This is a genomic window from Mucilaginibacter terrigena, assembly GCF_004168255.1.
Taxonomy (GTDB): Bacteria; Bacteroidota; Bacteroidia; order Sphingobacteriales; family Sphingobacteriaceae; genus Mucilaginibacter; species Mucilaginibacter terrigena.
In genome coordinates, this window is record NZ_SEWG01000002.1 from 138,489 (window position 1) to 160,710 (window position 22,222).

Here is a 22,222-nt window from a genome sequence, read left to right on the forward strand (position 1 = left end):
GTTAAGCTACTTCTTTGGTGGAATCGCGCAGGGCCTTAATGGCATCGTGCGCTATTTTTAAACCGCTCATGTGGTTGTTAAGCAGGCTCACCACTTTTTCATCTTCCCAAATCAGTTCCTTATCGTCCAACGCTTTGCGGTAGGCGCTTTTGGCCACATCCTCGCCGTATTCGCAGTCGGACAGTACCGAGTGGCTGTCTTTTTTGGTGAAGGCCGATTTAACATCCATCCAGGCATGGTAAAACTTGCCCGATAGGGTTGTGCCATCTGTTGGCGAGCCACCCAATTGATGAATGTAATCGTTCAGTTCGTTAACGTAGCTCTTGCTTTGGTCTATATAACCTTCAAAAACAGTTTTCAAGGCTATATCTTCTGCGCCTTCAACGGCTTTTTGGTAACCCGCTACGCGGTCGTTGTTTATCTTGATCAGGTCGTTTAAGGCCGAGATCTGGTGTTGTATATGCTGTAAAGTTCCCATGTTTGTAGATGTTTGTTTCTGCTAAACATAGCGATTGAGTTAAATGTTTTAAGTTTGTAGAAAATTTATACAGGGTGTATAAAAGAAATTGTCATGCTGAACGATAGTGAAGCATCTGTTCGCCGATATGATAACCGCCATGCATAGTTGGCGAATAGATCCTTCGCTATCGCTCTCCGAAGGAGTCCTTTGGACAGGATGACAACCTGGTTTAGTAGGGTGAACTTAACTATACAACTCCTGCTCTTCGGTATAATACGTTTTCCTTGATTTTTCGTCAATCAATATAGGGGCGCCTTTGGGGCTGTGCTTTTTCTTTGCATTGTGTATCAGCATAAAATCGCGCACTTCGCCGGCGATGATATCAGGGTTGGCTTTGATGATCTCCTTTTCGGCATTTTTCAATACATCGTGGATAGATGTCACAAGATCTTTTATTTTCCCTTCGGGGATCATTTTACTTACCGAAAATGGCGAAATACCTGCGTCCCATAAAATTTCGTCGGCATAAGCGTTACCAATACCACGGATGATCTTTTGATCGAGCAGTATGGTTTTGATATTGGTTTTCTTTTTAGCCAGGATCCCTTTCAAATAATCCAGGCCAGCATCGGCCGACAGGGCATCGGGCGCGTCTTTGGCCCCGGGGTTAAGGGTAGGGTTGGCAATGCCCTGGAAATCGGTCAGCGCAAGGCCGGTATCATCTGTAAACAACAATTCTATAATGGGGTATTTGTTGTTGTTCTTCCCCTCAAACAAAAACAGCTTGCCATGCAGCATCAGATGCAGGCCCAGCACATCGCCTTCACTGAATTTGAAGAACAGTTCTTTGCCATCGCGGTAAACCGAGCTTAGCTTTTGGCCATGCAGGGTGTCCTGCAATTGTTTATGGGTCACATTCAGCTTGGGCGCTTTGTGTACGGTAATTTGCTTAATGGTTTTGCCGCTCAATTTTTTATCAAGGTTAAGGCTGAAGACCTGCAGATCGGGTAGTTCGGGCATGGTGTGTTTTTTTGTTTACGAATTTAAGCTTCGGTATAAATAAAACAATAGGCTTTATTAAAAGTTGTCAACCAAAGCCGTTTTTATAACGTATCTGTTATAAAAGCTTGTTTAACTAATTACGAATGCCATATATAGCAGCAGTTTCTAAAATAGACCTACCGGATAAGGTTGACCAGCAAAAAGTGAAGGGGCAGGCCCGGGATATGTTCTCGGTGAATTTCCCCCAGGTGGACAGGCTGATACAGGCGTTTGATAACACCGGGATAGTTACCCGCAACTTTGTAAAGCCCTTAAACTATTACGCCGAAACCACCACCTTTAAGCAGCGTAATGATGAATATATTAAGCTGTCGCTGCAATACTCGGTACAGGCTATTGAGGAGGTTATATCCAAAGCAGGCATCCTCAAAAATGATATTACCGATATCATATTCGTATCTACCACCGGGCTGGCAACACCCAGTATTGATGCGCTGATCATCAACCAGATGCAGCTGAACCCGCATATAAACCGTACGCCTGTTTGGGGCCTGGGCTGCGCGGGTGGGGTTGCAGGCATGGCAAAGGCAAATTTGGCGGCAAAGGCCAACCCCTATGCCGTGGTGCTGCTGGTTGCAGTGGAGCTATGCTCACTCACGCTCATCAAAAGCGATTACAGCAAAAGCAATTTTATAGGGTCCAGCTTGTTCTCGGATGGGGTAGCGGCCTGTATCATCAAGGGCGATAACCACAAGCTGGGCAGGCACCGGCTTGACATAAAAGCAGCCAGCAGTAAGCTGTATTACGATTCTTTAGATGTGATGGGATGGGACTTTAGAGAGGATGGTTTTAAGGTGGTTTTTTCTAAAGATATCCCTACGTTTATCCACCAGAATATCAGCAAGGATATAGAAGAGTTTTTGGCGAAGCAGGGTCTGCAATTAGGCGATATTAAAAACTTCATCTTCCATCCCGGCGGCACAAAAGTGCTGGACGCTTACGAGGATGCCCTGCAAATTGAGGGCGACTTTTTAGAAAACACCCGTGGGGTGATGAACGATAATGGCAATATGAGCAGCGTTACCGTGCTTTACGTATTGGAGCGGTTTATAACCCATGGCTTTACCGATGGTTATGGGCTAATGCTGGCCATGGGGCCAGGCTTTAGCAGCGAAATGGTTTTGTTAAATATGAAAAACTAAGCGCATGATCTTCATCATTTTTATATTGTTCCTTATCTTTCAGCGGCTGGCGGAATTGTACGTATCCTCAAAAAACGAAAAATGGCTGCTTAAAAACGGCGCGGTAGAGTATGGGAAAAAGCATTACCCGTTTATTGTAACGCTGCATACCGCGTTCATCATTTCGGTAATAGCCGAATATATATGGCGCGATGATACCATTGTGAGCTACCCGCTTATCGTGCTGTTTTTTGTATTGATAATTGTCAAAGTAATTGTAATATCTACCCTTGGCCATTACTGGAATACCAAAATTTACAAGGTGCCCGGCACACGCCCGGTTGCAACGGGCATTTACAAGTACATTAAGCACCCTAACTACATCATTGTTATATGCGAGATAGCCATAATCCCTCTGGCGTTCGGCCTATATTACACGGCTGTGGTGTTCACTATCCTGAATGCCCTAATGCTTACCGTGCGTATTAAAAAGGAGAATGAGGTTTTGGCGATGTGATATTTTGGGCCGAATTTATTTAGCTTAGTACTATATATTGATTTATGCCAAACCAATTCCAAACCTTATTCGCCGGTTCTTTCGATACTTTTAAAGTGTTTGATAACCTTACGTTAAACGATATAAACACCGCTCCGGCTAACGCTCCAAAAACCATCTGGCAGATCTTAAACCATCTAATTAAGTGGCAGGGTTACCAGCTTGCGCAGATCAAAAATATCGATAAGGCTATTATACTGAACGAGGAGGAAACCTGGATAAACGAACAGCAACCCGCCACGCAGGATGAATTAGATAAAGCACTTGCGGTTTTTAAAGGTCAGCAGCAAATACTGGCCATGGAACTATCACTGTTTGATGAAAAAGCCCCCGGCATCAGCCAAAAGCTAAAAATTGTGCAGGACCTTTCCATCCACCTATCCTTCCATGTGGGCGAAGTTGTTTTGATGCGGCGTATGGCCGGCACTTATCCGTTACCTCATCAGATGAGAGATTTTTTATCTTAACTCAAAAGAAATTGTATTTAAATATTCGATATGTTTGTAACAAAGAAGTTTAAAAACTATCCAAAACAAACAAACTAAAAAGCATGAAATTTAAATTAATTACAGCAGTGGCGGCAACGGCTATACTATCCGCTTTTACCATTGTATCAACATCTGAAAAGGACCTGGTTGGTACCTGGAAAATTGATGATTCGCGTGTAGAAGCTACCGTAAAAAAGGTTATTGCCAAAGCGGTAGAAACAAATCCGGATGCCGAAGACCAGATCAATGCTCAAAAAGATATGATCGTTAGCATGGTGCAAAGCATCAGGTTAAACATTAAAGCCGACCATACCTATGAGACGGTTTCGGCGCAGGGCAGCAAACCAGGTAAATGGGCTTTATCAGCCGATGGCAAAACCATGGAGTTTACCAAACAGGATGGCAGCGTGCGTAAAGATGCCATACTTGAATCCTCGGCAACGCGCCTCAAAATGATCAACAGCGACCTTGCCGATACCATCCTTTACGTTCACCCGCAATAGTATTTTGCCTCAAAAAAAATGCCCTGCCGGAATTACCGTGCAGGGCATTTTTGCTTTGTATGCTTTACTTATGGCTGCCCCAGTATCGGCGCAAACTTAGTAGCGTAATCTTTTACCTGCGCCTCCAGTTTATTGCTTAAGGCGGTTTGGTTTGCAGTTTTAGTGTATTCGGCCATGCCGTTTAGTACCTGCATGCCAATTTGCACATCGCGGGCGTTTACGCTGTTTACATCATCTTTTAACAAATGGTAGTTGTAATCCAACTGGTCAACCAAAAACTTATCAATATTGGTTACAAATTTGTTGCCCAGTTTAAAATCACCTAACCGGTAAGCCGTTTGCGCCAGGAACATTTTACGGGCAGTAACATCAATGTATGGGTACAGGTCTTCGGGCAGTTCATCGTCGCATTTGTGCAGCAGTTTAAGCGCCATATCATTATGGCCTTCCTTTACAAGGTTTTGGGCCAGGTCTAAAAAGGTGGTTAACATCACCGGGTAAAACATGTTGGTCGATTCATGGTCAAGGTATTTGGCTGTTTTAAATTTGCCGTATTTAAACTTGTTCATCATGTTATCGTACATCACCAGGCTGTTGGTTTTGCTTAGCTGGTCGTGGTTGGCGGTATCGGCCTTTAAAGGCAGCAGGCGGTAAGTAAAGCCTTCTTTATACAGGTATGGCTGCAGGCCAATAAGGTTGCTGTTGCCAATAGTCGTAGTAAAACAAATAGGCCTTTTCCAGTTGTTATGGGCCAAAATATCCAGCATGGCCAGGTTATCCTTAGTAACATAGTTTGATGTATATTTCCATTCCACAGTGGTAGCCAGCTTGTCCTTTTGTTCGGGGCTGATCACCTTGTTTTTAAATACATCAGCCGGGTTAACGGTTATTTTAAAGTTTTTAGTAGGCAGGTAATTGATAGATTCGCCGCCCTGGCTTTGCGCTTTTACACTCGCATCATCCGATGTTAGGAAATCAAAAACCTCTTTCAGCTCAACAGGGCCGGTAATTTTGGCATCGTTGTAGTAAATAACGTCGCGTATACCATCTTTATACTTATCATACGGCATGGTTATAGGCAGGGGCTCCGACTGGTTCATTTTCTTCTGCATCTGGCGGATGTACCAGTCGCCGCTAAACAGGCTCAGGTTCACGATGCGTACATCAGGGCGGATGCCTTCTACTTCCTGGTCGTACCATAACGAGTAGGTGTCGTTATCGCCATAAGTAAACAAAATGGCATTTGGCGGGCAGGAGATGAGGTAGTTATAAGCCATATCATGCGCGGTCATTTTGGTAGAGCGGTCGTGCCCCGGCCACTCTTTAACGGCCATTAGCGCCGGTACGGCCAGTAAGCAAACGCCGGTAGCAATGTAAGCCGATGTGCGGGCATTAAGCTTGCGGCTTATCAGGTCGGCAATGGCAATAGCGCCAAGGCCTATCCATATGGCAAACGCGTAGAATGAGCCCACGTACGAGTAATCCCGCTCGCGCGGCTGCACCGATGGCTGGTTTACATAAAGTACAACCGCCAGGCCGGTAAAAAACCAAAGCAGGGCAATAATAAGGGCATCTTTCTTTTTGCGGTCTATCTGGTAAACCATCCCTATCAACCCTAATACTAATGGCAGGGCATATAAAGGTGTGTATGTTGGGCTATCCACCACAGATTTTGGCAGATGCCTGCCGCCGTCGAAGATGCCGCTGGTCCAGTTACCGTCAATGCTCTCGGTGCTTTGCTGGCCGTCCTGGTCGTTATAGCGGCCAACGTAGTTCCATAAAAAATAGCGGAAATACATCTGGTACACCTGCCAGCTGGCCATCCATTTAATATTATCAACTGCTGTAGGCGCCTGCCCTTCGGGGATCTGCAGCCAGCCGCGGTAAAACTCTACGTCGCTGGGGTCGGTGCTGTACATGCGCGGTAAAAAGGTAGTATGGTCATAGTCATAGGTCGACCGTTTACCTGCAATTTCATATTTAGTAGGCCCCTTGCGGTAAATGGTGCTGCCCTCGTGCTGATCCGTTATCTGCGCATCAAAATATGGCCCGGTTATCAGCGGGTTTTCGCCATACTGGATCCGGTTTAAGTAGCCGTAAAGCGTAAAGGCGTTATCGGGGTGCGAGTTATTAAGGTTGGTATTTGCAGTTGCCCTGATGGGGATATAAGCGAACGACCCATATCCAAAATAAATAAAAGCCACACACAGGAAAGCCAGGTTTAGCGTTGGCTTATTTTTGCGGATACTGTATAAGATACCGCCCACAATACAGGCTATCAGCAGTACAAAGAAAAACAGCGCTCCGCTGCCAAAGCCAAGCCCAAGCGTGTTCACAAAAAACAGATCGAAAAAGGCGGCGAATTTAATAGTGTAGCCCCTTATGCCATATTGTACAAAACCAAGTATGGCAACGCTAACCAGGAAAGCCAAAAAGGCGCTTTTTACAGTAATGTTTTTGTACCTGCGGAAATAGTATACCAGCGCTATAGCCGGAATAGTTAACAGGTTAAGCAGGTGGATACCTATAGATAGCCCCATAACATAGGCTATAAAAACGATCCATTTATCGGCACCGGGCTCATCGGCGTGGGCATCCCACTTTAAAATAGCCCAAAAAACAATAGATATGCAAAGCTGCGATAGCGCGAAAACGATGGTTTCTACAGCCGAGAACCAAAACGTATCGGTAAAGGTAAAGGCCAGCGCGCCAACCAGGCCCGCGCCCATAATAACGGTGGTTTGCGCATCGCCAAAATTACGTTTGCCATTGGCCAGCATCTTTTTGGCCATGGCGGTGATGGTCCAGAATAAAAACATTACCGCCGCCCCGCTTGCAATGGCCGACCCCATATTGGTAAAGTACGGCACTTTAGTGTTATCGCCCAGCGATAGCAGCGAGAATACTTTGCCAAGCATGGCAAACAAAGGATACCCCGGCTGGTGCGATACCTGCAGCCTGTACGCGCACGAAATAAATTCTCCGCAATCCCAAAAACTTACTGATGGCTCTAACGTTAAGATGTAGGTTGCTGAAGCTATAACAAAGCAAAGCCAGCCAAAAAGGTTATTGATTTTATTGTATTGCATCCTTGTAATAGGTAATATTAAGTGGGGGCAAATATCAGTATTTTTTGTAGCTTGATAGCTATATTTACACAAGGCCGTGAGAAATTTAACAGAAATTAACAGCCTCACCCAAACCCTCTGTGTAGGAGCTGGCTTAAAGACAAAGTGCATCCTGGCTCCCTCTCCTTCGGAGAGGGCGGGGGGAGAGGCTTTTTAGATTTCATATTTTAAATAAATAACACTTATTTTGTTGCGTATGCAAAACAACTATACAAAGCTGGCAGGTAAAATAACTTTAATGTTGTGCGTAATCCTGTTATCGGCAGCGGTAACCAAAGCGCAGTCTGTTTATTTGCCCCAATCGTACCAGTTGTATCAAAAGTTTAATGCCGATGTATACTCAAAGGATAATGGCATGCATACCGCGCTGCGCCCGTTTTTGATAGACAGCACCCTAAGCGTACGTAACAATCAACTGATGAACCTGGGCGTTGATACCACCCGTAAGAACTGGTTCCTGCGTAAAATATTTAACGAGCATTTAATTGATGTCAAAACCAAAGAATACACCTTTTACGGCGATATATTGTTAGAGAACACCTTCGGTCACGATTTTCAGGATAAAACAAACCAAAAGGTAAACTTTAAGCCCATCGGCTTTGGCCCTAATTCAAAAATAGGGTTAAATACCCGCGGGTTTCAGTTTGGCGGTACGGTAGGTACCAAGTTCTCGTTCTATACCAGCGGTTACGAAAACCAGGCCGCTTTCCCTAATTATTATACCGACTACGTAAAATCTATAGGCTTTATACCCGGCCAGGCATATGACAGGGCCGCAAGTAAAACCTACCGCGATTATTCGTACGCCACAGCCCTCCTGTCGTACACCCCTATAAAACAGTTAAATATCACTTTAGGGCAGGATAAAACTTTTATTGGTGATGGTTACCGCTCGTTATTATTATCAGATTATGCCGCGCCATACCCGTTTTTACGCTTAACTGCCAATGTGGGTAAAGTGCAGTACATGATGATGTGGAGCTACATGCAGGATATTAACGAGCCAAAGTTTGACGGTTTTGGCGGCAACCGCCGCAAATGGGGACTGTTCCACTACCTCGACTGGAACGTAAACAACAGCCTGTCTTTAGGGTTTTTTAACGCTTACATAGTACCCGAAGCCGACGACCAGGGCAACCGCCGTGGTTTTGATGTTAACTTTATTAACCCGCTTGTTTTTGCAAGCGGCCTGGGGCCTTCAAACCAACCGGGCAACGCGCTGGTTGGGTTTACCGGCAAGTATAAAATATTTGATAAATCGGCCATATATGGCCAGCTACTGATAGACAGGATCAAAGCTACCGACGCGTTCAAAGGCACTACCAACGGTTACCAGGTTGGTATCCGCGGTGCCGATATTTTTGGCGTAAAAGACCTTAATTACCTGGTTGAATACAACACGGTTAAGCCATACACGTATGCCGATACCAGATCTATCAGCGCTTATACTTATTTCAGTCAGCCCCTGGGCGATCCGTTTGGTGCCAACTTCAGGGAACTGAACGGCATTCTTAATTATTCGGCCGGCCGTTTCGATTTTCAGGGTCAGCTGATGTATGCCAAATACGGGCTGGATGCCACAGGCGAAAACAACGGTAAGGACGTAACAAAACCACTGATACCAACAGTTACCACAACCGGCGTAGGGCAGGGCATTAGCACCAACCTGTATTATGCCGAGGGCACCATAGCGTTTATGGTGAACCCCAAGTATAACCTGCGTTTTGAACTGGGTGGTATTTATCGCCGGGAATCAAACAACCTGGGTACAAAAAATGCCGCCATTATCTCCTTTGGGCTACGAAGCAGCTTCAGGAATTTGTATCACGATTTTTAAGAAACTCACCCAAACCTCCCCGGAAGGGAGGGCTAAAAAAAAGAACCAAGTAAAGTCTCCCCTACCGGGGGAGATTTAGAGGGGGCTTTTCCGCACGCATGTAAGGCATCCGCAGGGTCCACGCTGTGAGATCCCGCGGCTACGCAAAAATTTTTCAGAACCCTCTCCTTCGGAGAGGGCAGGGAGAGGCTTTTTCCCTATCTTTGATATTATGGCTACAGAAGTTAAGTGCCCCAGCTGCGGACATGGTTTCCCTATCGAGGAAGTTATGGCCGAGGAATACAAGCAGCAGCTAAGGCTGAAAATGCAGGATTATACCCGCCAGAAAGAAGAAGAGTTTCAGAAAAAAGAAGCGGATTTTACAACCCGCGAAAAAAAACAGCAGGAGGCCTTTGAACAACGCCTTGCCGGCGAAAAGAAGGCTTTACAGCTTACTTTGGAAGAGAACCTGCGCAAATCCATCGCATCCGACTTTGAGAACCAGTTGCTGATGCTGCAACAATCTGTAAACGCCAGCGCCGAAAAGCTGAAGGAATCGCGCCAGAAGGAGCTGGAGTTTTTACAGCGCGAGCAATCCCTTAAACAAAAGGAAGAAGAAATGGAGATTGGCCTGCAGCGCAAATTGCAGGAGCAGCGCGCCGAGTTGAGCGAGCAGATCCGCAAGCAGGAAAACGAAAAGCACAATATAAAAGATACCGAATACCAGCTAAAGGTAAAAGAGCTTGAAAAACAGCTGGACGACCAAAAGAAACTTGCCGAAGAAATGAAACGCAAGGCCGAGCAAGGCTCGATGCAGTTACAGGGCGAGGTGCAGGAGCTGATATTGGAAGAACAGTTGCGCAGCTATTTCCCGTTCGACCTGATCAGCGAGGTAGGTAAGGGCGTTCGCGGGGCGGATTGTGTGCAAACCGTACGCAACCAGTTTGGGCAGGCGTGTGGCCGTATTATTTACGAAAGTAAGCGCACCAGCGCGTTTGGCGGCGACTGGATAGATAAGCTTAAGAAAGATATGCGCGCCCAGGGCGTTGATGTAGCTGTTATAGTTACCCAATGCTACCCCAAGGGGATGGATTGCTTTGGCGAGAAGGACGGCGTGTGGATCTGTAGTTTTGATGAGCTTAAGGCCGTGTCATACATCCTGCGCGATGGGGTTATAAAACTGGCCAACATGGCCAAAGCGCAGGATAATAAAGGCGATAAAATGCACCTGTTATATGATTACCTTACCAGCAGCGAGTTTTCCGAGCAATGGAAAGCCATCCGCGAGGGGTACATGAGCATGCGCCTGTCCATCCAAAAGGAGCGCGACGCCATGGAAAAACTCTGGAAAGCCCGCGAAAAGCAGCTGGAAAAAGTACTACTGAACGCCGCCCACATCAAAGGATCGATAGAAGGTATTGCCGGCAACGATGTGATACAGTTAAGCCTCGACGATGGGGACGAAACTTTGCTGTTAGATTAAGTATTTATACTATTAAAAAAGATTTATACCCCTTATGTAAGCCTTTATACGTAAGTTAGTACTTTATTAGCTACTCATCCATTATACTTCCCGGTCATTTTATCATCCCCGCTAAGTTTTTAGTACTCCTGTAATGATTAAAATTATACTGGCCGAAGGTCATAATGTCGTGCGCAATGGCATTAAAGTTCTGTTAGAAAAAGAAAACGATATTGAAGTTATTGCCGAAGCAAGCGATGGCGAGAAGGTTTTAGAGCTCCTTAAAGAGGGCCAAAGCCCCGACATTATTATAACAGCCATTAACATGGCCCCTGTTACCGGTTTCGAACTATTAAGCCAGGTTAAACAAAACCATCCCCATATAAAAGTGATCATCCTTTCCCGTATGGACGGGATCGATAACATCCTGCATGCTTTTAAAGCCGGCGCCACGGGCTATATGTTAAAAAGCATTAACGCGGGCGAAATGGTGTATGGTATCAGGCATGTATCTGCTACAAACGAAAGATACTTGTGTAACGAGGTTGCTTTAACCCTGCTGGATAAATTATTGCACTCCGCAGTAAATAATTCAAATATCGATGCATCAAATATCGATATGTCAAACCGGGAGATAGAAGTGCTGTCTCTGGTATCGCAGGGGTTTACCAATCAGGAAATTGCCGACAAGCTTTTTACCAGTAAACGTACCGTTGAAAGCCATCGCCAAAACCTTGTGGAAAAAACCGGTACCCGCAATACCGCGGCGCTTATCAGGTATGCTGTTTTAAACCGGATCATCGGTTAATTTAACAACAGGCATTAATTTTAGAGAGTTATATTATCCTAATACGATAATATATCGTACAAACACGATAATATACCGTATTTACACTGGCTTCGCGTGATATTCATATGCTGACCTTTATAGTCTAATAAGTGGCATTTTAAAAAATGCCCGTACCCGCTCGTTAGGAATGATCCCAAATTCTGCAGGGATAAAGAAAAAGCATAGCATAATATTTAATCCGGCTCCAAATGAATAAACGTTTACTTATCGTAGATGATGATGCCGGTGTACTTGATGTAATGAAAGAAGTTTTTGAATACGAAAACTTTGAAGTAAAAACATTACAGTGCACCAGCGATATTTTAAATGATGTTGCTGCATACAACCCCGATGTAGTTCTGATAGATTATATCCTTACCGGCATAAACGGCGGCGAGCTTTGCCATCAGTTAAAACATCACGATAAAACCGCTCATATGCCTGTTATAATGGTATCGGCATATACAAATGTGCTAAACTCTTTAGGCCACTACGGTTACGATAGTTTTATAGCTAAACCGTTTGATATTAATACGCTGTTAGCCGAGGTAAATAAATATTGTATAAATACAGTTATATGAAATACGTATTTAACACCATTTTAAATAGTATTAATACTAATTCTGATATTTTTTGGAAAGACAAATTTTGCCCGGCAAAATTTAGTGAAGGGATAACAGATGCTTAGCAACTCGGGTATTAACAAAGTATTACTTTTAGGGCAGATTACCGGCGACGATTTTATATACAAAAAGGATACGATCGAAAACTACCTGCATTTTACACTGGTAACTACCGAATCTATCAAAAAAGGCGTTTTAAATGTCGAACACAGCGAGTATCATAAAATAAAAGTACCTGAGAAACTTTTATCATTAGATAAGCTGCAATTGTTGCCCGGCCAGATAATCTATTTAGAGGGCAGGATCCATACTTCATCCTTTGTTGACGAGAATAGAATTAAACGTTATAACGTTGAGGTGTTAGTTAGCAAGATAGAAGTGCTTAAACTGATAGCGGAACCGGTTTAATAAATATAACTATTAGGAATATTTTGTAAGTTTGGGTAGAAAATGCTGAAGCTTTAAGAAAAAAATACTCCAAGCCGGGACAGCCCGGCTTATTTTTTGCCTAAATTATACCATTTTATCCCGAATAAATGGTGTCGGTACTTTGTCAGTAGTTTTTTTATTAAACTTCTGATTATCAAGTGTTCACGTTTGTTCACGCTGGTTGTGCGCGCGTGAACGTGAACATTTTACGTCATTTTTCATGGTAAGCCTGTCAAACCATTAGCGATAGTAAGTCTTCGACAAGCTCAGACTGACAAAGGTTTATTGCCCCTTTGTTCCCTTACACCAAAATCCCTACTTTTACCGTTTCAACATCGGGAATATTCCCCGCTACATATGGCCGACATAACCGCATTGTCGCAGATGGCTCTACAGCTGCTGCAACAACTCATATCCATACCATCGTTCAGTAAAGAAGAAGACCGCACCGCCGGGCTGATAGAGCAGGCCTTGCAGCAGCACGGGGTACAAACGCATCGTAAACTCAACAATATATGGGCACGGAACAGGCATTTTGACGCGGATAAGCCAACCATCCTACTCAATTCGCACCACGATACCGTAAAACCCAACAGCGGCTACACCCGCGACCCATACGACGCCAAAATTGATGACGGCAAACTATTCGGACTGGGCAGCAACGATGCCGGCGGATGCCTGGTATCGCTGATAGCCGTGTTCCTGTACTACCACGACCGGGAAAACCTGAAATATAATTTTTGCCTGGCCGCCACCGCCGAAGAAGAGATTTCGGGCGTAAATGGCCTGGAACTCATTATCCCCGAGCTTGGTCCGCTTGATTTTGGCATAGTAGGCGAACCCACCCAAATGCACCTTGCCATTGCCGAACGCGGCCTGATGGTTTTAGATTGTACTGCCCATGGCCGAGCAGGCCACGCCGCCCGCGAGGAAGGTGAGAATGCTATCTACAAAGCCCTTGCCGATATCGAATGGTTCCGCAGCTATAAATTTCCAAAGGAATCGGAACTATTCGGACCGGTAAAAATGTCGGTAACCATTATCAACGCCGGCTCGCAGCATAACGTGGTACCTGCAAGCTGTACTTTTACAGTTGATGTAAGAGTAACCGATGCCTACCGGAACGAAGAAGTACTGGAGATCATCCGGCAGCATGTTAACTGCGATGTAAAACCCCGCAGCATCCGCTTAAAACCATCGTCGATAGACAAAAACCACCCCTTTGTACAGGCAGGCGTGGCATTGGGCCGAAAGACCTACGGCTCGCCCACTACATCAGACCAGGCCCTGCTGGATATCTCATCCATCAAAGTAGGCCCAGGCGATTCGGCCCGTTCGCACATGGCCGATGAGTTTATTTATGTAGATGAAATAGCCGAGGGGATTGAGATGTATATTGAAATGTTGGAGAAAATAATTTGATTTTAAAGGGCCTTGTCATCCTGAACGATAGTGAAGGATCTATTAATGAGCAGTGCAATCGCCTAAATGCGTAGCGGCTAAACCCCTCCCTGCCACCGCGCTATCCCATCACGCCCGTCCCCGGGGAGGGAATTAAAAATACTTGTTCTTGAAATGACAAGGGTTATTTTGAATCCAAAAAATCGTTTAAATCTGTGTAATCCCGGTTCAAGACAAAACGCATTTAATTATATATTTGTGCCATGAGCAAGCTTTGGCAAAAAACCACAAACGTTGATAAGCTGGTAGAAAACTTTACCGTTGGCCGCGACCGCGAGCTGGACAGGCAAATGGCCGCTTTTGACGTGCTGGGGTCGCTTGCCCATACCAAAATGCTGCAATCTATAGGCCTGATGGATGCCGCCGACCTGATGCTGGTGCAGCATGAACTGAAAACCATTTACACCGAGATTGAGAATAGCAACTTTGAGATAGAAGCCGACGTTGAGGATGTGCACTCGCAAGTAGAGATGCTGCTTACACGCCGCATTGGCGAAGCCGGTAAAAAAATTCACAGCGGCCGCTCGCGTAACGATCAGGTTTTGGTTGACTTGAAACTATTCTTCCGCCACCAGTTGCAGCAGGTGGTTAGTGAGACTGATACCTTATTTCGCCAGTTGGTACAGCTGAGCGAACAGCATAAGGACGTGCTTTTGCCGGGCTATACGCACTTACAGGTAGCCATGCCGTCGTCTTTCGGGTTGTGGTTTGGCGCTTATGCCGAGGGATTGGTTGATGACCTGGAAATGGTTTTAGCCGCCTGGAAGATCACCAATAAGAACCCATTAGGCTCTGCCGCGGGCTATGGTTCGTCGTTCCCGCTGAACAGGACGATGACCACCAACCTGCTTGGCTTTGAAAGCCTGAACCATAACGTGGTTTACGCGCAAATGGGCCGTGGTAAAACCGAACGCGTTATTGCGCAGGCACTATCATCCATTGCGGCAACTTTAGCCAAAATGGCTATGGACCAGTGCCTGTACCTGAGCCAAAACTTTGCATTTGTGAGCTACCCCGAAAACCTGACCACCGGCAGCAGCATAATGCCGCATAAAAAAAACCCGGATGTTTGGGAGATCATGCGTGGTAAATGTAACCGCCTGCAAGCCCTGCCGAATGATGTAGCGTTAATGACCACCAACCTGCCATCGGGCTACCACCGCGAGCTGCAATTGCTTAAAGAACTGCTGTTCCCGGCGTTTACCGACCTGATAGATTGCCTGCAAATGGCAACCTTTATGCTGCAAAACATCAGCGTAAATAAAAACATTCTGGATGACCCCAAATACACCTACTTGTTTAGCGTAGAAGAAGTGAATAAGTCGGTATTGAATGGTACGCCTTTTCGTGATGCTTACAAACAGATAGGATTAGACATTGAGGCCGGAAACTTTAACCCCGATAAAACCGTTAACCACACCCACGAAGGCAGCATAGGTAACCTGCAAAACCAGCAGATAACCGAAGCGATGGATAAGGTAATTAGCAGTTTCGACTTTAAAAAGGTTGAGGATGCTATTAGCTGGTTAGTTAAGTAAGTCTTAAGTCGGAAAGTCTTTAGTCAAAAAGTCCGGAAGAAGGAGAAAGAGCTAAAACTATCTGGTAAATTGGTAAAATCAATTAATAAATCGGTGTAATCATTAAACATCATGAACGGACAAAACCGAAACGATATATACCCCGGACTGGAAGTTGATATCATCCTCAAAAAAGATCAGCGTAGCGGCAAGCTTACGCGCGGCGTGGTGAAAGATCTGCTCACCAGTTCATCCTACCATTCGCGCGGCATAAAAGTACGCTTGGAAGACGGGCAGGTAGGCCGCGTTGCGGAGATTGTTGAATTTTAGTTGATAGATAATAGTTCATGGTTCATAGTTGAAAGGAAACGCAATCAACTAACTAAGTAACTATCATGAACTATGAACTATGAACTATCAACCATGAACTAATTGCAGCTACTATGAACCATGAACCATCAACTATAAGCTAATGCAACACATTACCGAACCTAAAAAAAACCTGCTGCTAAGCCTTGATGCGCATTACAAGCTGTACTTATCATTGCTGATAGGGGCAATAACCTTCTTTTTTGTGAGGCACAACCCATCGGTACCTGCGGTAACCTTAATAACCTGGATAGCCATTGCATTAAGCATCATCGTATTAGATTGGGTAACCATCCTGTGGGCACATCCAAAAGACATCCGCAAAATTGCAAGCCTGGAAGACAGCAGCCGTGCAATGATATTTGTTTTTGTAATGGCGGCTTCGCTGGTGAGTTTGGTGGCGATAATATTACTACTAAAATCAACCAAAGGCGAACCTGACGATACGGTTGCCGGTTATATTATTTTAGCAATGGCTGCTGTGATTGTTTCCTGGTGGATGGTGCACACCGTTTTTACCATGCGCTATGCCCATTTATTTTATAACACCGACGACGGCAAAAAAACACCGCTTGGCGGCCTTGAATTTCCGGGCGACGACAAAGAGCCCGATTACCTCGATTTTGTATATTTCTCGTTTGTAGTAGGGATGACCTTCCAGGTATCGGATGTGGAGATCTCCTCCAAGCACATCCGCCGCCTGGCCTGGGCTCACGGGCTCATCGCCTTCGCGTTTAATACCGCTATTGTGGCCTTAAGTATCAATGTGATCTCGGGGCTGGTATCGAAGTAGGGGCCTCTCCCCAGCCCTCTCCGAAGGAGAGGGAGCTTACAACTTATTATATTAAAGTCTTCCCTATCGGGGGAGATTATTCACGAAGTGTATATTTTGGTGTTCATGAGGGCTACATCGTTTAGAGGGGGGCTTTACTCCTCTATCTTCGAATGTTTCTTGGTATCATTCATCGTAGTATACACCACTAACGATACCACTATACATCCCGTAACATACCAGTAAAACCAGTTCTCGTGGCCGTATTCTTTAAATTTTAAAGCGATCCACTCTGCCGAGCCGCCGAAAATGGAAACGGCTATGGCGTACGGGAAGCCCACGCCCAGTGCACGGATGTGCGCGGGAAACAACTCCGCTTTTACAACAGCGTTGATGGCCGTGTAATTACTCACAATTAGCAAAGCCAGCATGATCAGCGCGAAGGCTACCCAAAAGTTGTGGGTTACACTCAGGTAAGTAAAGATGGGTATAGTGGTGAGCGTACCCAGTATCCCAAAAGTGGTTAGCATGGGCTTGCGGCCTATCCGGTCAGACACCCAACCGTACAAGGGCTGTATCAGCATAAAAACAAAAAGTGTAAGGCTTGATATCAGTGTAGCCTCATTCTTGCTGAAACCATTGGTGTTCACCAAAAATTTTTGCATGTAGGTGGTAAATGTATAAAATGCCACCGTACCGCCCATTGTAAGGCCGATAACGGTAAAAATAGCCTTTGGGTGCTGCGCCAGCGCCCTTAAACTACCCCGGGCGTTTTGGTCTACATCTTCCTTTTTATTTAAGGTTACCGATTCCTGCAAGCTGCGCCTTAAATACATCACCACAAGGGCCAGCGCAGCACCAACTGCAAACGGGATACGCCATCCCCAGGCGTGGAGCTGATCTTCGGTAAGGAACGCGCGTTGCAATAATATCAGTACGCCCAGGGCCACCAGTTGGCCCATTATCAACGTTACGTACTGGAAGCTGGAATAAAAACCGCGATCTTTTTTAGTAGCCATTTCGCTGAGGTAAGTAGCGCTGGTACCATATTCGCCGCCCACGCTAAGGCCCTGTATAATACGGGCCAAAACCAATAATGCAGGGGCTGCAATACCAATACTGTCATAACCTGGTGTTATAGCGATGATCAGCGAGCCGGCGCTCATTAGCAAAACCGAAAAGGTAAGCGCTTTTTTTCGCCCATGCTTATCGGCGTAAGTGCCCATCAGCCAGCCGCCAATAGGCCGCATTAAAAAACCGATGGCAAAAATGCCCGCGGTATTAAGTAATTGCGCGGTAAGGTCGCCTTTGGGGAAGAAAGAGCTTGCAAAATAAAGCGAAAAGGCCGAGTACACATACCAGTCGTACCATTCCACTAAGTTACCCAGCGAGCCGCCAACGATGGACCATACACGGCTTTGAGTGGTTACTGGTTCGGGGATGGTGTTGGTATTCATGTGGTATGGTTTAATGGGGCAAGATAATGATAAATTCCTTTTTGTCATGCTGATCCGTTGGCCAACGGAGAGGTCATCTAATCCCCGATAAGCATGTCGCCTATAGATCCTTCACTACGTTCAGGATAACAAAATCCTATAAATCATAAAATCTGTGAAATCATAATTCCAAAATTCCTACCTTCCCTCATGCTTTTCACCGAGGACTTTTTGCATTACGTATGGAAGTTTCGCTTGTTCGACCGGATCAACCTGCGCACAACAGAGGGTGAGGAAATGGAAGTATATTCGGCAGGGCTGCATAACACCCACGCCGGGCCCGATTTCCAGAACGCACGCATCCGCGTGGGCGAAACTATCTGGGCGGGCAATGCCGAGCTGCACCTTTCCTCGTCCGACTGGCAGCGGCATGGACATACCACCGACAACGCTTACGACAATGTGATACTGCACGTAGTTTACCGCGATGATGAGCCGCTGTTTAGGGCTGATGGCCGCCGGGTGCCCACGCTGGAACTGAAGGATCGGATCTCGCCCGACCTGTATAACCGCTACCATAATCTCGTTTTCGGCAATCAAGCCATTATTCCTTGCGAGGCTACAATTGCTACAGTGGATGGGCTTACCATGCAAAACTGGCTCACGCGGATATTGGTAGAGCGTTTAGAGAAACGGTCGGAAGCGGTAGTAGCGGCTTTAGAGAAAAACCGCGGCGATTGGGAAGAGACATTTTACCAATTCTTAGCAGCAAACTTTGGGTTTAAAACCAATGCCCTGCCGTTCGAGCTGATGGCGAAATCACTGCCGCAGAGCATCCTGGCCAAAAATAAAAATAGCGCCATGCAGATAGAGGCGCTGATATTTGGACAGGCGGGCTTTTTAGCCGATGAATTACAGGACGATTATCCGCGCAAGCTAAAACAAGAGCACGATTACCTGGCTAAAAAATACAGCCTTCAGGCCATAGAAAACCACTTATGGAAATTTCTGCGGATGCGGCCCCAAAACTTCCCGACTATCAGGCTGGCTCAGTTTGCCGCGCTCGTGGTGCAGTCAAACCACCTGTTCTCGAAGATATTGGAGATAAGGGAAATTAAAGATCTGCGCGACCTGTTTGCCAACATCAAAATAAACCCCTACTGGGAAACGCACTACCGTTTTGATAAGGAGTCGGCGCCCGCAGGTAAAAGTTTGGGGCAGGGATCTATTGATACCATCCTGCTAAATACCGTGGTGTTATTCCTGTTTAGCTATGGCAGGCACATGAAATTGCAGCATTTTGTAAGCCGGGCATTAAAATTGCTGGAGAATATACCGGCAGAGCAAAATAATATTACCGCGGATTTTGCTACCTTAGGGGTGAATATCAACACCGCCTTTGAGTCGCAGGCACTGCTCGAACTAAAAAATACGTATTGCGATCATAAGAAATGCCTGCAATGCGGCGTTGGTATAAAAATATTAAAACCCAGCTAATATGTTACAACGGATCATCACCTTTTTTGAGCGCTACTCTTTCGGGGTGTGCACCTACCTGGGCGGGCGTTTTAATATTTCTATCAGTAAGATCAGGCTTTTTTTTATCTATTCATCGTTCCTGGCAGTAGGTTTCCCGTTGATATTTTACTTCTTTGCCGGCATCGTGCTCGATTTTCGCAATTATATCAAACGCAGCCGCACACGTGCTGTGGACATGTGATCCTGTTATAATTTCTGCTTTCCCGGCTGTGTTACGTGTATACTTATACCCGTATGTATATCTTTTTCTTATCCAGTATTTTCCCTACGCACCAGCATATCATCATGTAGCTAATTGCAAAAAGCAACGAACCTACGGCGCCCGGTGCTATCTTTTGATAAAACACATCGTTTATCCAGGCCATCAGGTTCTTATTGCCGATGCTGATCATCCAGAAAGCGATGATCAAAATTTCTGACAGGATATAAATAGCCAGCGGGTTTTTACCAACTGTGGTGAAAAAGGATGTCCAGTTAAATTTATTCCAGGCGCGCACCTCAACCGCGTAGATCAGGGCCGAGATCATGATCATATCTATACCTGTAGTTAGCAGGGTGAAAGGGCTTGTCCAAAGTTTTTTACCTATCGGGAAGCTCATGTTCCAGGTAAGGGCGATGAAAATGAATACAGCGCCCATTAACGATAAACGCGCGATGGTTTCGTACCCCTTGCCTTTTTCCTGAATAAATTTACCGGCGTAATAACCAACAATAACGTTTACTATCGATGGCAAAGTGCTCAGGATGCCTTCAGGGTCAAAGGCAACGCCTTCGCCGTGGTAAAGATGGCTATCGCCTAACAGGAATTTATCAAGGTAGGTGCCCGCGTTGGTAAGCATGGCGTAAGGTGCAGCCGGGTCGCCGTAGGCAAGCAGTAACACCTGGTAACCCACCAAAAGCAATATGCTGATTACAATAACGGCTGTTTTATTACGTACAAAGTAGATGATCAGTGATGCAAATATGTAGCAAAGCCCTATACGCTGTAATACGCCCATAATACGGGTTTCGCTAATGGGCCTTAGCGTCCAGCCGTTGGCGCCGTGATCAACAAACGGGAACCAGTACATCAGGTAACCTATTAAAAATATAAGCAAACCGCGTTTCAATATCCTGTAAAGCACTGTTCCGGTGCTCAGTCCGTCAAACTTTTTCATGGTAAAGCTCATGGCATTACCCACCGCGAACAGAAATGAAGGGAACACCAGGTCGGTAGGGGTAAAGCCAAACCAAACGGCGTGGTTAAGCGGCGCAAAAGCGGTAGCGCCGCTGCCCGGTGTATTTACAATGATCATAAAAACAATGGTCATTCCGCGAAACACATCAAGCGAAAGGAACCGTTCGGATTTTGGGTTCATAATGGGTACAAATGGTTAAATTATATCAGGAGATTTATTGCACCAATATAGTAAATTATTAAACTGAAATACAAAATGTAATACGTCTTTTTAAATTTATTTAAAAAGTTGTTGATAACGCATGTTTAACCTATTTACAACATTTTACCGCTGTAACGGTAAATGTTACTATTTTTGAAAAGATGCTTACCATTACCAACCACACCCTCGAAAAGCTGGAGATGCTGCTTAAAACAGCAGGTTACCGGGTTAGGTACGAGAAAGGTAATTTTAAAACCGGCGCCTGCATGCTGCTGAACAGCCGCGTGATTGTGGTAAACAAGTTTGCCAACCTGGAGAGTAAAATAGCATCGGTAGCCGGGCTTGCCCGCACATTAGAGGTAGATTATAATTTATTAGATGATAAACAGGCTGCATTTTTGCACCAGTTAAAACAAACAACCCTGCAGCTGTGACCATTACTTTTTTAGGGACCGGAACTTCGCAGGGCGTACCTGTTATTGCCTGCGAATGCGAGGTGTGCACATCTGCCGACCAGCGTGATAAGCGCCTGCGCACTTCTATTTTGGTAGAGGGCGATGGCAAGGTGATCGTTATTGATTCGGGGCCGGATTTTAGGTACCAGATGCTTAGGCAAAAGGTAATGCACCTTGATGCTATTGTTTTTACCCATGAGCACAAAGACCATGTTGCCGGGATGGACGATATCCGCGCGTTTAACTACAAGCAGCAGGGCCCGGTAGAAATTTATGCCGACGAACGCGTACAACTGGCCCTGCGCCGCGAGTTTCCGTATATTTTTGATGATAGGGGCTACCCCGGTATCCCGCAGATAGACCTGCATACCATCGATCTGCAACCCTTTGATGTAGGAAATGTGCACATTACGCCTATCGAGGTGATGCATTACAAGCTACCCGTTAAAGGATATCGCATTAAAGATTTTACCTACATCACCGATGCCAAAACGGTATCTGATGCGGAAGTGGAAAAGATCCGCGGATCAAAAATACTGGTGATAAACGCTTTGCAGAAAGAAAAGCATATTTCGCATTTTACGCTGGATGAAGCCATCAAATTCGCGCAGCACATCGGAGCCGAAAAAACCTACTTTACACATATCAGCCACCGCCTTGGCCGGCATGCCGATATCACTAAGGAACTCCCGGCAGGCATTGCGTTGGCTTACGATGGGTTGCAGCTGGAGATCTAACACTATTCTTTTGTTGTTTATTTATAGGATTTATTTTTTCATTCAAGGCAAACCCTTACCTTGCGTTACATTCTATTGTT

General features: G+C 45.5%; 22 protein-coding genes. 17 read left to right on the forward strand and 5 right to left on the reverse strand.

Annotation, left to right across the window (positions count from 1 at the left end):
• Nucleotide 1: 1 nt before the first annotated feature.
• Complete coding sequence (locus EWM62_RS04495) at nucleotides 2-478, reverse strand: ferritin-like domain-containing protein (RefSeq protein ID WP_129875463.1); 477 nt, start codon at nucleotides 476-478, stop codon at nucleotides 2-4.
• 225 nt (nucleotides 479-703) lie between these two features.
• Nucleotides 704-1,480 (reverse strand): DNA-formamidopyrimidine glycosylase family protein, encoded by a 777-nt coding sequence (locus EWM62_RS04500; RefSeq protein WP_129875464.1) that lies wholly within the window; start codon nucleotides 1,478-1,480, stop codon nucleotides 704-706.
• A gap of 125 nt (nucleotides 1,481-1,605) precedes the next feature.
• Here EWM62_RS04500 and EWM62_RS04505 point away from each other — a divergent pair, with 125 nt between their 5' ends.
• The 4 genes from EWM62_RS04505 to EWM62_RS04520 all read left to right on the forward strand — a co-directional run bounded on the left by EWM62_RS04505 (nucleotide 1,606) and on the right by EWM62_RS04520 (nucleotide 4,190).
• Nucleotides 1,606-2,664 carry a type III polyketide synthase gene (locus EWM62_RS04505; protein ID WP_129875465.1) on the forward strand — a complete coding sequence of 353 codons (1,059 nt, stop codon included), beginning with the start codon at nucleotides 1,606-1,608 and terminating at the stop codon, nucleotides 2,662-2,664.
• A 4-nt stretch (nucleotides 2,665-2,668) separates the two neighbouring features.
• On the forward strand, nucleotides 2,669-3,160 hold the full coding sequence (locus EWM62_RS04510) for an isoprenylcysteine carboxyl methyltransferase family protein (RefSeq protein WP_129875466.1): 492 nt from the start codon (nucleotides 2,669-2,671) through the stop codon (nucleotides 3,158-3,160).
• Between the two features lie 44 nt (nucleotides 3,161-3,204).
• A complete protein-coding gene (locus tag EWM62_RS04515; protein ID WP_129875467.1) occupies nucleotides 3,205-3,666 on the forward strand; it encodes a DinB family protein in 462 nt (153 codons plus the stop codon).
• Between the two features lie 83 nt (nucleotides 3,667-3,749).
• Nucleotides 3,750-4,190 carry a lipocalin-like domain-containing protein gene (locus EWM62_RS04520; protein WP_129875468.1) on the forward strand — a complete coding sequence of 147 codons (441 nt, stop codon included), beginning with the start codon at nucleotides 3,750-3,752 and terminating at the stop codon, nucleotides 4,188-4,190.
• Between the two features lie 68 nt (nucleotides 4,191-4,258).
• Here the strand turns inward: EWM62_RS04520 and EWM62_RS04525 are convergent, their stop codons facing one another.
• Entirely contained in the window at nucleotides 4,259-7,279 is a 3,021-nt protein-coding gene (locus EWM62_RS04525) for a DUF2723 domain-containing protein (RefSeq protein WP_129875469.1), read from the reverse strand.
• Between the two features lie 235 nt (nucleotides 7,280-7,514).
• Here EWM62_RS04525 and EWM62_RS04530 point away from each other — a divergent pair, with 235 nt between their 5' ends.
• The 9 genes from EWM62_RS04530 (at nucleotide 7,515) to EWM62_RS04570 (ending at nucleotide 16,617) form a co-directional block, all read left to right on the forward strand.
• Nucleotides 7,515-9,155 (forward strand): gliding motility protein RemB, encoded by a 1,641-nt coding sequence (locus EWM62_RS04530; RefSeq protein WP_129875470.1) that lies wholly within the window; start codon nucleotides 7,515-7,517, stop codon nucleotides 9,153-9,155.
• Nucleotides 9,156-9,366: 211 nt separating this feature from the next.
• Nucleotides 9,367-10,617 (forward strand): DUF2130 domain-containing protein, encoded by a 1,251-nt coding sequence (locus EWM62_RS04535; RefSeq protein ID WP_129875471.1) that lies wholly within the window; start codon nucleotides 9,367-9,369, stop codon nucleotides 10,615-10,617.
• Between the two features lie 133 nt (nucleotides 10,618-10,750).
• Entirely contained in the window at nucleotides 10,751-11,404 is a 654-nt protein-coding gene (locus tag EWM62_RS04540) for a response regulator transcription factor (RefSeq protein ID WP_129875472.1), read from the forward strand.
• Between the two features lie 230 nt (nucleotides 11,405-11,634).
• Nucleotides 11,635-12,006, forward strand: coding sequence for a response regulator (locus EWM62_RS04545; protein WP_129875473.1), 372 nt, complete (start codon nucleotides 11,635-11,637; stop codon nucleotides 12,004-12,006).
• Nucleotides 12,007-12,105: 99 nt separating this feature from the next.
• Nucleotides 12,106-12,456, forward strand: coding sequence for a single-stranded DNA-binding protein (locus tag EWM62_RS04550; RefSeq protein ID WP_129875474.1), 351 nt, complete (start codon nucleotides 12,106-12,108; stop codon nucleotides 12,454-12,456).
• Nucleotides 12,457-12,834: 378 nt separating this feature from the next.
• Entirely contained in the window at nucleotides 12,835-13,899 is a 1,065-nt protein-coding gene (locus EWM62_RS04555; protein WP_129875475.1) for a M20 family metallo-hydrolase, read from the forward strand.
• Between the two features lie 242 nt (nucleotides 13,900-14,141).
• Nucleotides 14,142-15,476, forward strand: coding sequence for an argininosuccinate lyase (gene argH, locus EWM62_RS04560; RefSeq protein ID WP_129875476.1), 1,335 nt, complete (start codon nucleotides 14,142-14,144; stop codon nucleotides 15,474-15,476).
• A 111-nt stretch (nucleotides 15,477-15,587) separates the two neighbouring features.
• Nucleotides 15,588-15,785 carry a YwbE family protein gene (locus tag EWM62_RS04565; protein ID WP_129875477.1) on the forward strand — a complete coding sequence of 66 codons (198 nt, stop codon included), beginning with the start codon at nucleotides 15,588-15,590 and terminating at the stop codon, nucleotides 15,783-15,785.
• A gap of 142 nt (nucleotides 15,786-15,927) precedes the next feature.
• Nucleotides 15,928-16,617 carry a DUF1345 domain-containing protein gene (locus EWM62_RS04570; RefSeq protein ID WP_129875478.1) on the forward strand — a complete coding sequence of 230 codons (690 nt, stop codon included), beginning with the start codon at nucleotides 15,928-15,930 and terminating at the stop codon, nucleotides 16,615-16,617.
• Nucleotides 16,618-16,751: 134 nt separating this feature from the next.
• Here the strand turns inward: EWM62_RS04570 and EWM62_RS04575 are convergent, their stop codons facing one another.
• On the reverse strand, nucleotides 16,752-18,053 hold the full coding sequence (locus EWM62_RS04575; protein ID WP_129875479.1) for an MFS transporter: 1,302 nt from the start codon (nucleotides 18,051-18,053) through the stop codon (nucleotides 16,752-16,754).
• A 189-nt stretch (nucleotides 18,054-18,242) separates the two neighbouring features.
• On the opposite strand from EWM62_RS04575, the gene EWM62_RS04580 reads away from it, so the two are divergent.
• Both EWM62_RS04580 and EWM62_RS04585 read left to right on the forward strand, forming a co-directional pair.
• Nucleotides 18,243-19,529 carry a DUF2851 family protein gene (locus tag EWM62_RS04580; RefSeq protein ID WP_129875480.1) on the forward strand — a complete coding sequence of 429 codons (1,287 nt, stop codon included), beginning with the start codon at nucleotides 18,243-18,245 and terminating at the stop codon, nucleotides 19,527-19,529.
• Nucleotide 19,530: 1 nt separating this feature from the next.
• Nucleotides 19,531-19,752 carry a PspC domain-containing protein gene (locus EWM62_RS04585; protein ID WP_129875481.1) on the forward strand — a complete coding sequence of 74 codons (222 nt, stop codon included), beginning with the start codon at nucleotides 19,531-19,533 and terminating at the stop codon, nucleotides 19,750-19,752.
• Between the two features lie 43 nt (nucleotides 19,753-19,795).
• On the opposite strand, the gene EWM62_RS04590 is transcribed toward EWM62_RS04585, so the two are convergent.
• On the reverse strand, nucleotides 19,796-20,929 hold the full coding sequence (locus EWM62_RS04590; RefSeq protein ID WP_129875482.1) for an acyltransferase family protein: 1,134 nt from the start codon (nucleotides 20,927-20,929) through the stop codon (nucleotides 19,796-19,798).
• Between the two features lie 182 nt (nucleotides 20,930-21,111).
• Between EWM62_RS04590 and EWM62_RS04595 the strand changes: the two genes are divergently transcribed.
• Nucleotides 21,112-21,384 carry a hypothetical protein gene (locus tag EWM62_RS04595; protein ID WP_129875483.1) on the forward strand — a complete coding sequence of 91 codons (273 nt, stop codon included), beginning with the start codon at nucleotides 21,112-21,114 and terminating at the stop codon, nucleotides 21,382-21,384.
• On the forward strand, nucleotides 21,381-22,142 hold the full coding sequence (locus tag EWM62_RS04600) for an MBL fold metallo-hydrolase (protein ID WP_129875484.1): 762 nt from the start codon (nucleotides 21,381-21,383) through the stop codon (nucleotides 22,140-22,142). The genes EWM62_RS04595 and EWM62_RS04600 overlap by 4 nt, the downstream gene beginning before the upstream one ends.
• Nucleotides 22,143-22,222 lie beyond the last annotated feature (80 nt).

Coding starts and splice junctions, on each gene's coding strand:
- EWM62_RS04495 (WP_129875463.1), bottom strand. CDS start 478: ATGGGAACTTTACAGCATATACAACACCAGATCTCGGCCTTAAACGAC.
- EWM62_RS04500 (WP_129875464.1), bottom strand. CDS start 1,480: ATGCCCGAACTACCCGATCTGCAGGTCTTCAGCCTTAACCTTGATAAA.
- EWM62_RS04505 (WP_129875465.1), top strand. CDS start 1,606: ATGCCATATATAGCAGCAGTTTCTAAAATAGACCTACCGGATAAGGTT.
- EWM62_RS04510 (WP_129875466.1), top strand. CDS start 2,669: ATGATCTTCATCATTTTTATATTGTTCCTTATCTTTCAGCGGCTGGCG.
- EWM62_RS04515 (WP_129875467.1), top strand. CDS start 3,205: ATGCCAAACCAATTCCAAACCTTATTCGCCGGTTCTTTCGATACTTTT.
- EWM62_RS04520 (WP_129875468.1), top strand. CDS start 3,750: ATGAAATTTAAATTAATTACAGCAGTGGCGGCAACGGCTATACTATCC.
- EWM62_RS04525 (WP_129875469.1), bottom strand. CDS start 7,279: ATGCAATACAATAAAATCAATAACCTTTTTGGCTGGCTTTGCTTTGTT.
- EWM62_RS04530 (WP_129875470.1), top strand. CDS start 7,515: ATGCAAAACAACTATACAAAGCTGGCAGGTAAAATAACTTTAATGTTG.
- EWM62_RS04535 (WP_129875471.1), top strand. CDS start 9,367: ATGGCTACAGAAGTTAAGTGCCCCAGCTGCGGACATGGTTTCCCTATC.
- EWM62_RS04540 (WP_129875472.1), top strand. CDS start 10,751: ATGATTAAAATTATACTGGCCGAAGGTCATAATGTCGTGCGCAATGGC.
- EWM62_RS04545 (WP_129875473.1), top strand. CDS start 11,635: ATGAATAAACGTTTACTTATCGTAGATGATGATGCCGGTGTACTTGAT.
- EWM62_RS04550 (WP_129875474.1), top strand. CDS start 12,106: ATGCTTAGCAACTCGGGTATTAACAAAGTATTACTTTTAGGGCAGATT.
- EWM62_RS04555 (WP_129875475.1), top strand. CDS start 12,835: ATGGCCGACATAACCGCATTGTCGCAGATGGCTCTACAGCTGCTGCAA.
- argH (WP_129875476.1), top strand. CDS start 14,142: ATGAGCAAGCTTTGGCAAAAAACCACAAACGTTGATAAGCTGGTAGAA.
- EWM62_RS04565 (WP_129875477.1), top strand. CDS start 15,588: ATGAACGGACAAAACCGAAACGATATATACCCCGGACTGGAAGTTGAT.
- EWM62_RS04570 (WP_129875478.1), top strand. CDS start 15,928: ATGCAACACATTACCGAACCTAAAAAAAACCTGCTGCTAAGCCTTGAT.
- EWM62_RS04575 (WP_129875479.1), bottom strand. CDS start 18,053: ATGAATACCAACACCATCCCCGAACCAGTAACCACTCAAAGCCGTGTA.
- EWM62_RS04580 (WP_129875480.1), top strand. CDS start 18,243: ATGCTTTTCACCGAGGACTTTTTGCATTACGTATGGAAGTTTCGCTTG.
- EWM62_RS04585 (WP_129875481.1), top strand. CDS start 19,531: ATGTTACAACGGATCATCACCTTTTTTGAGCGCTACTCTTTCGGGGTG.
- EWM62_RS04590 (WP_129875482.1), bottom strand. CDS start 20,929: ATGAACCCAAAATCCGAACGGTTCCTTTCGCTTGATGTGTTTCGCGGA.
- EWM62_RS04595 (WP_129875483.1), top strand. CDS start 21,112: ATGCTTACCATTACCAACCACACCCTCGAAAAGCTGGAGATGCTGCTT.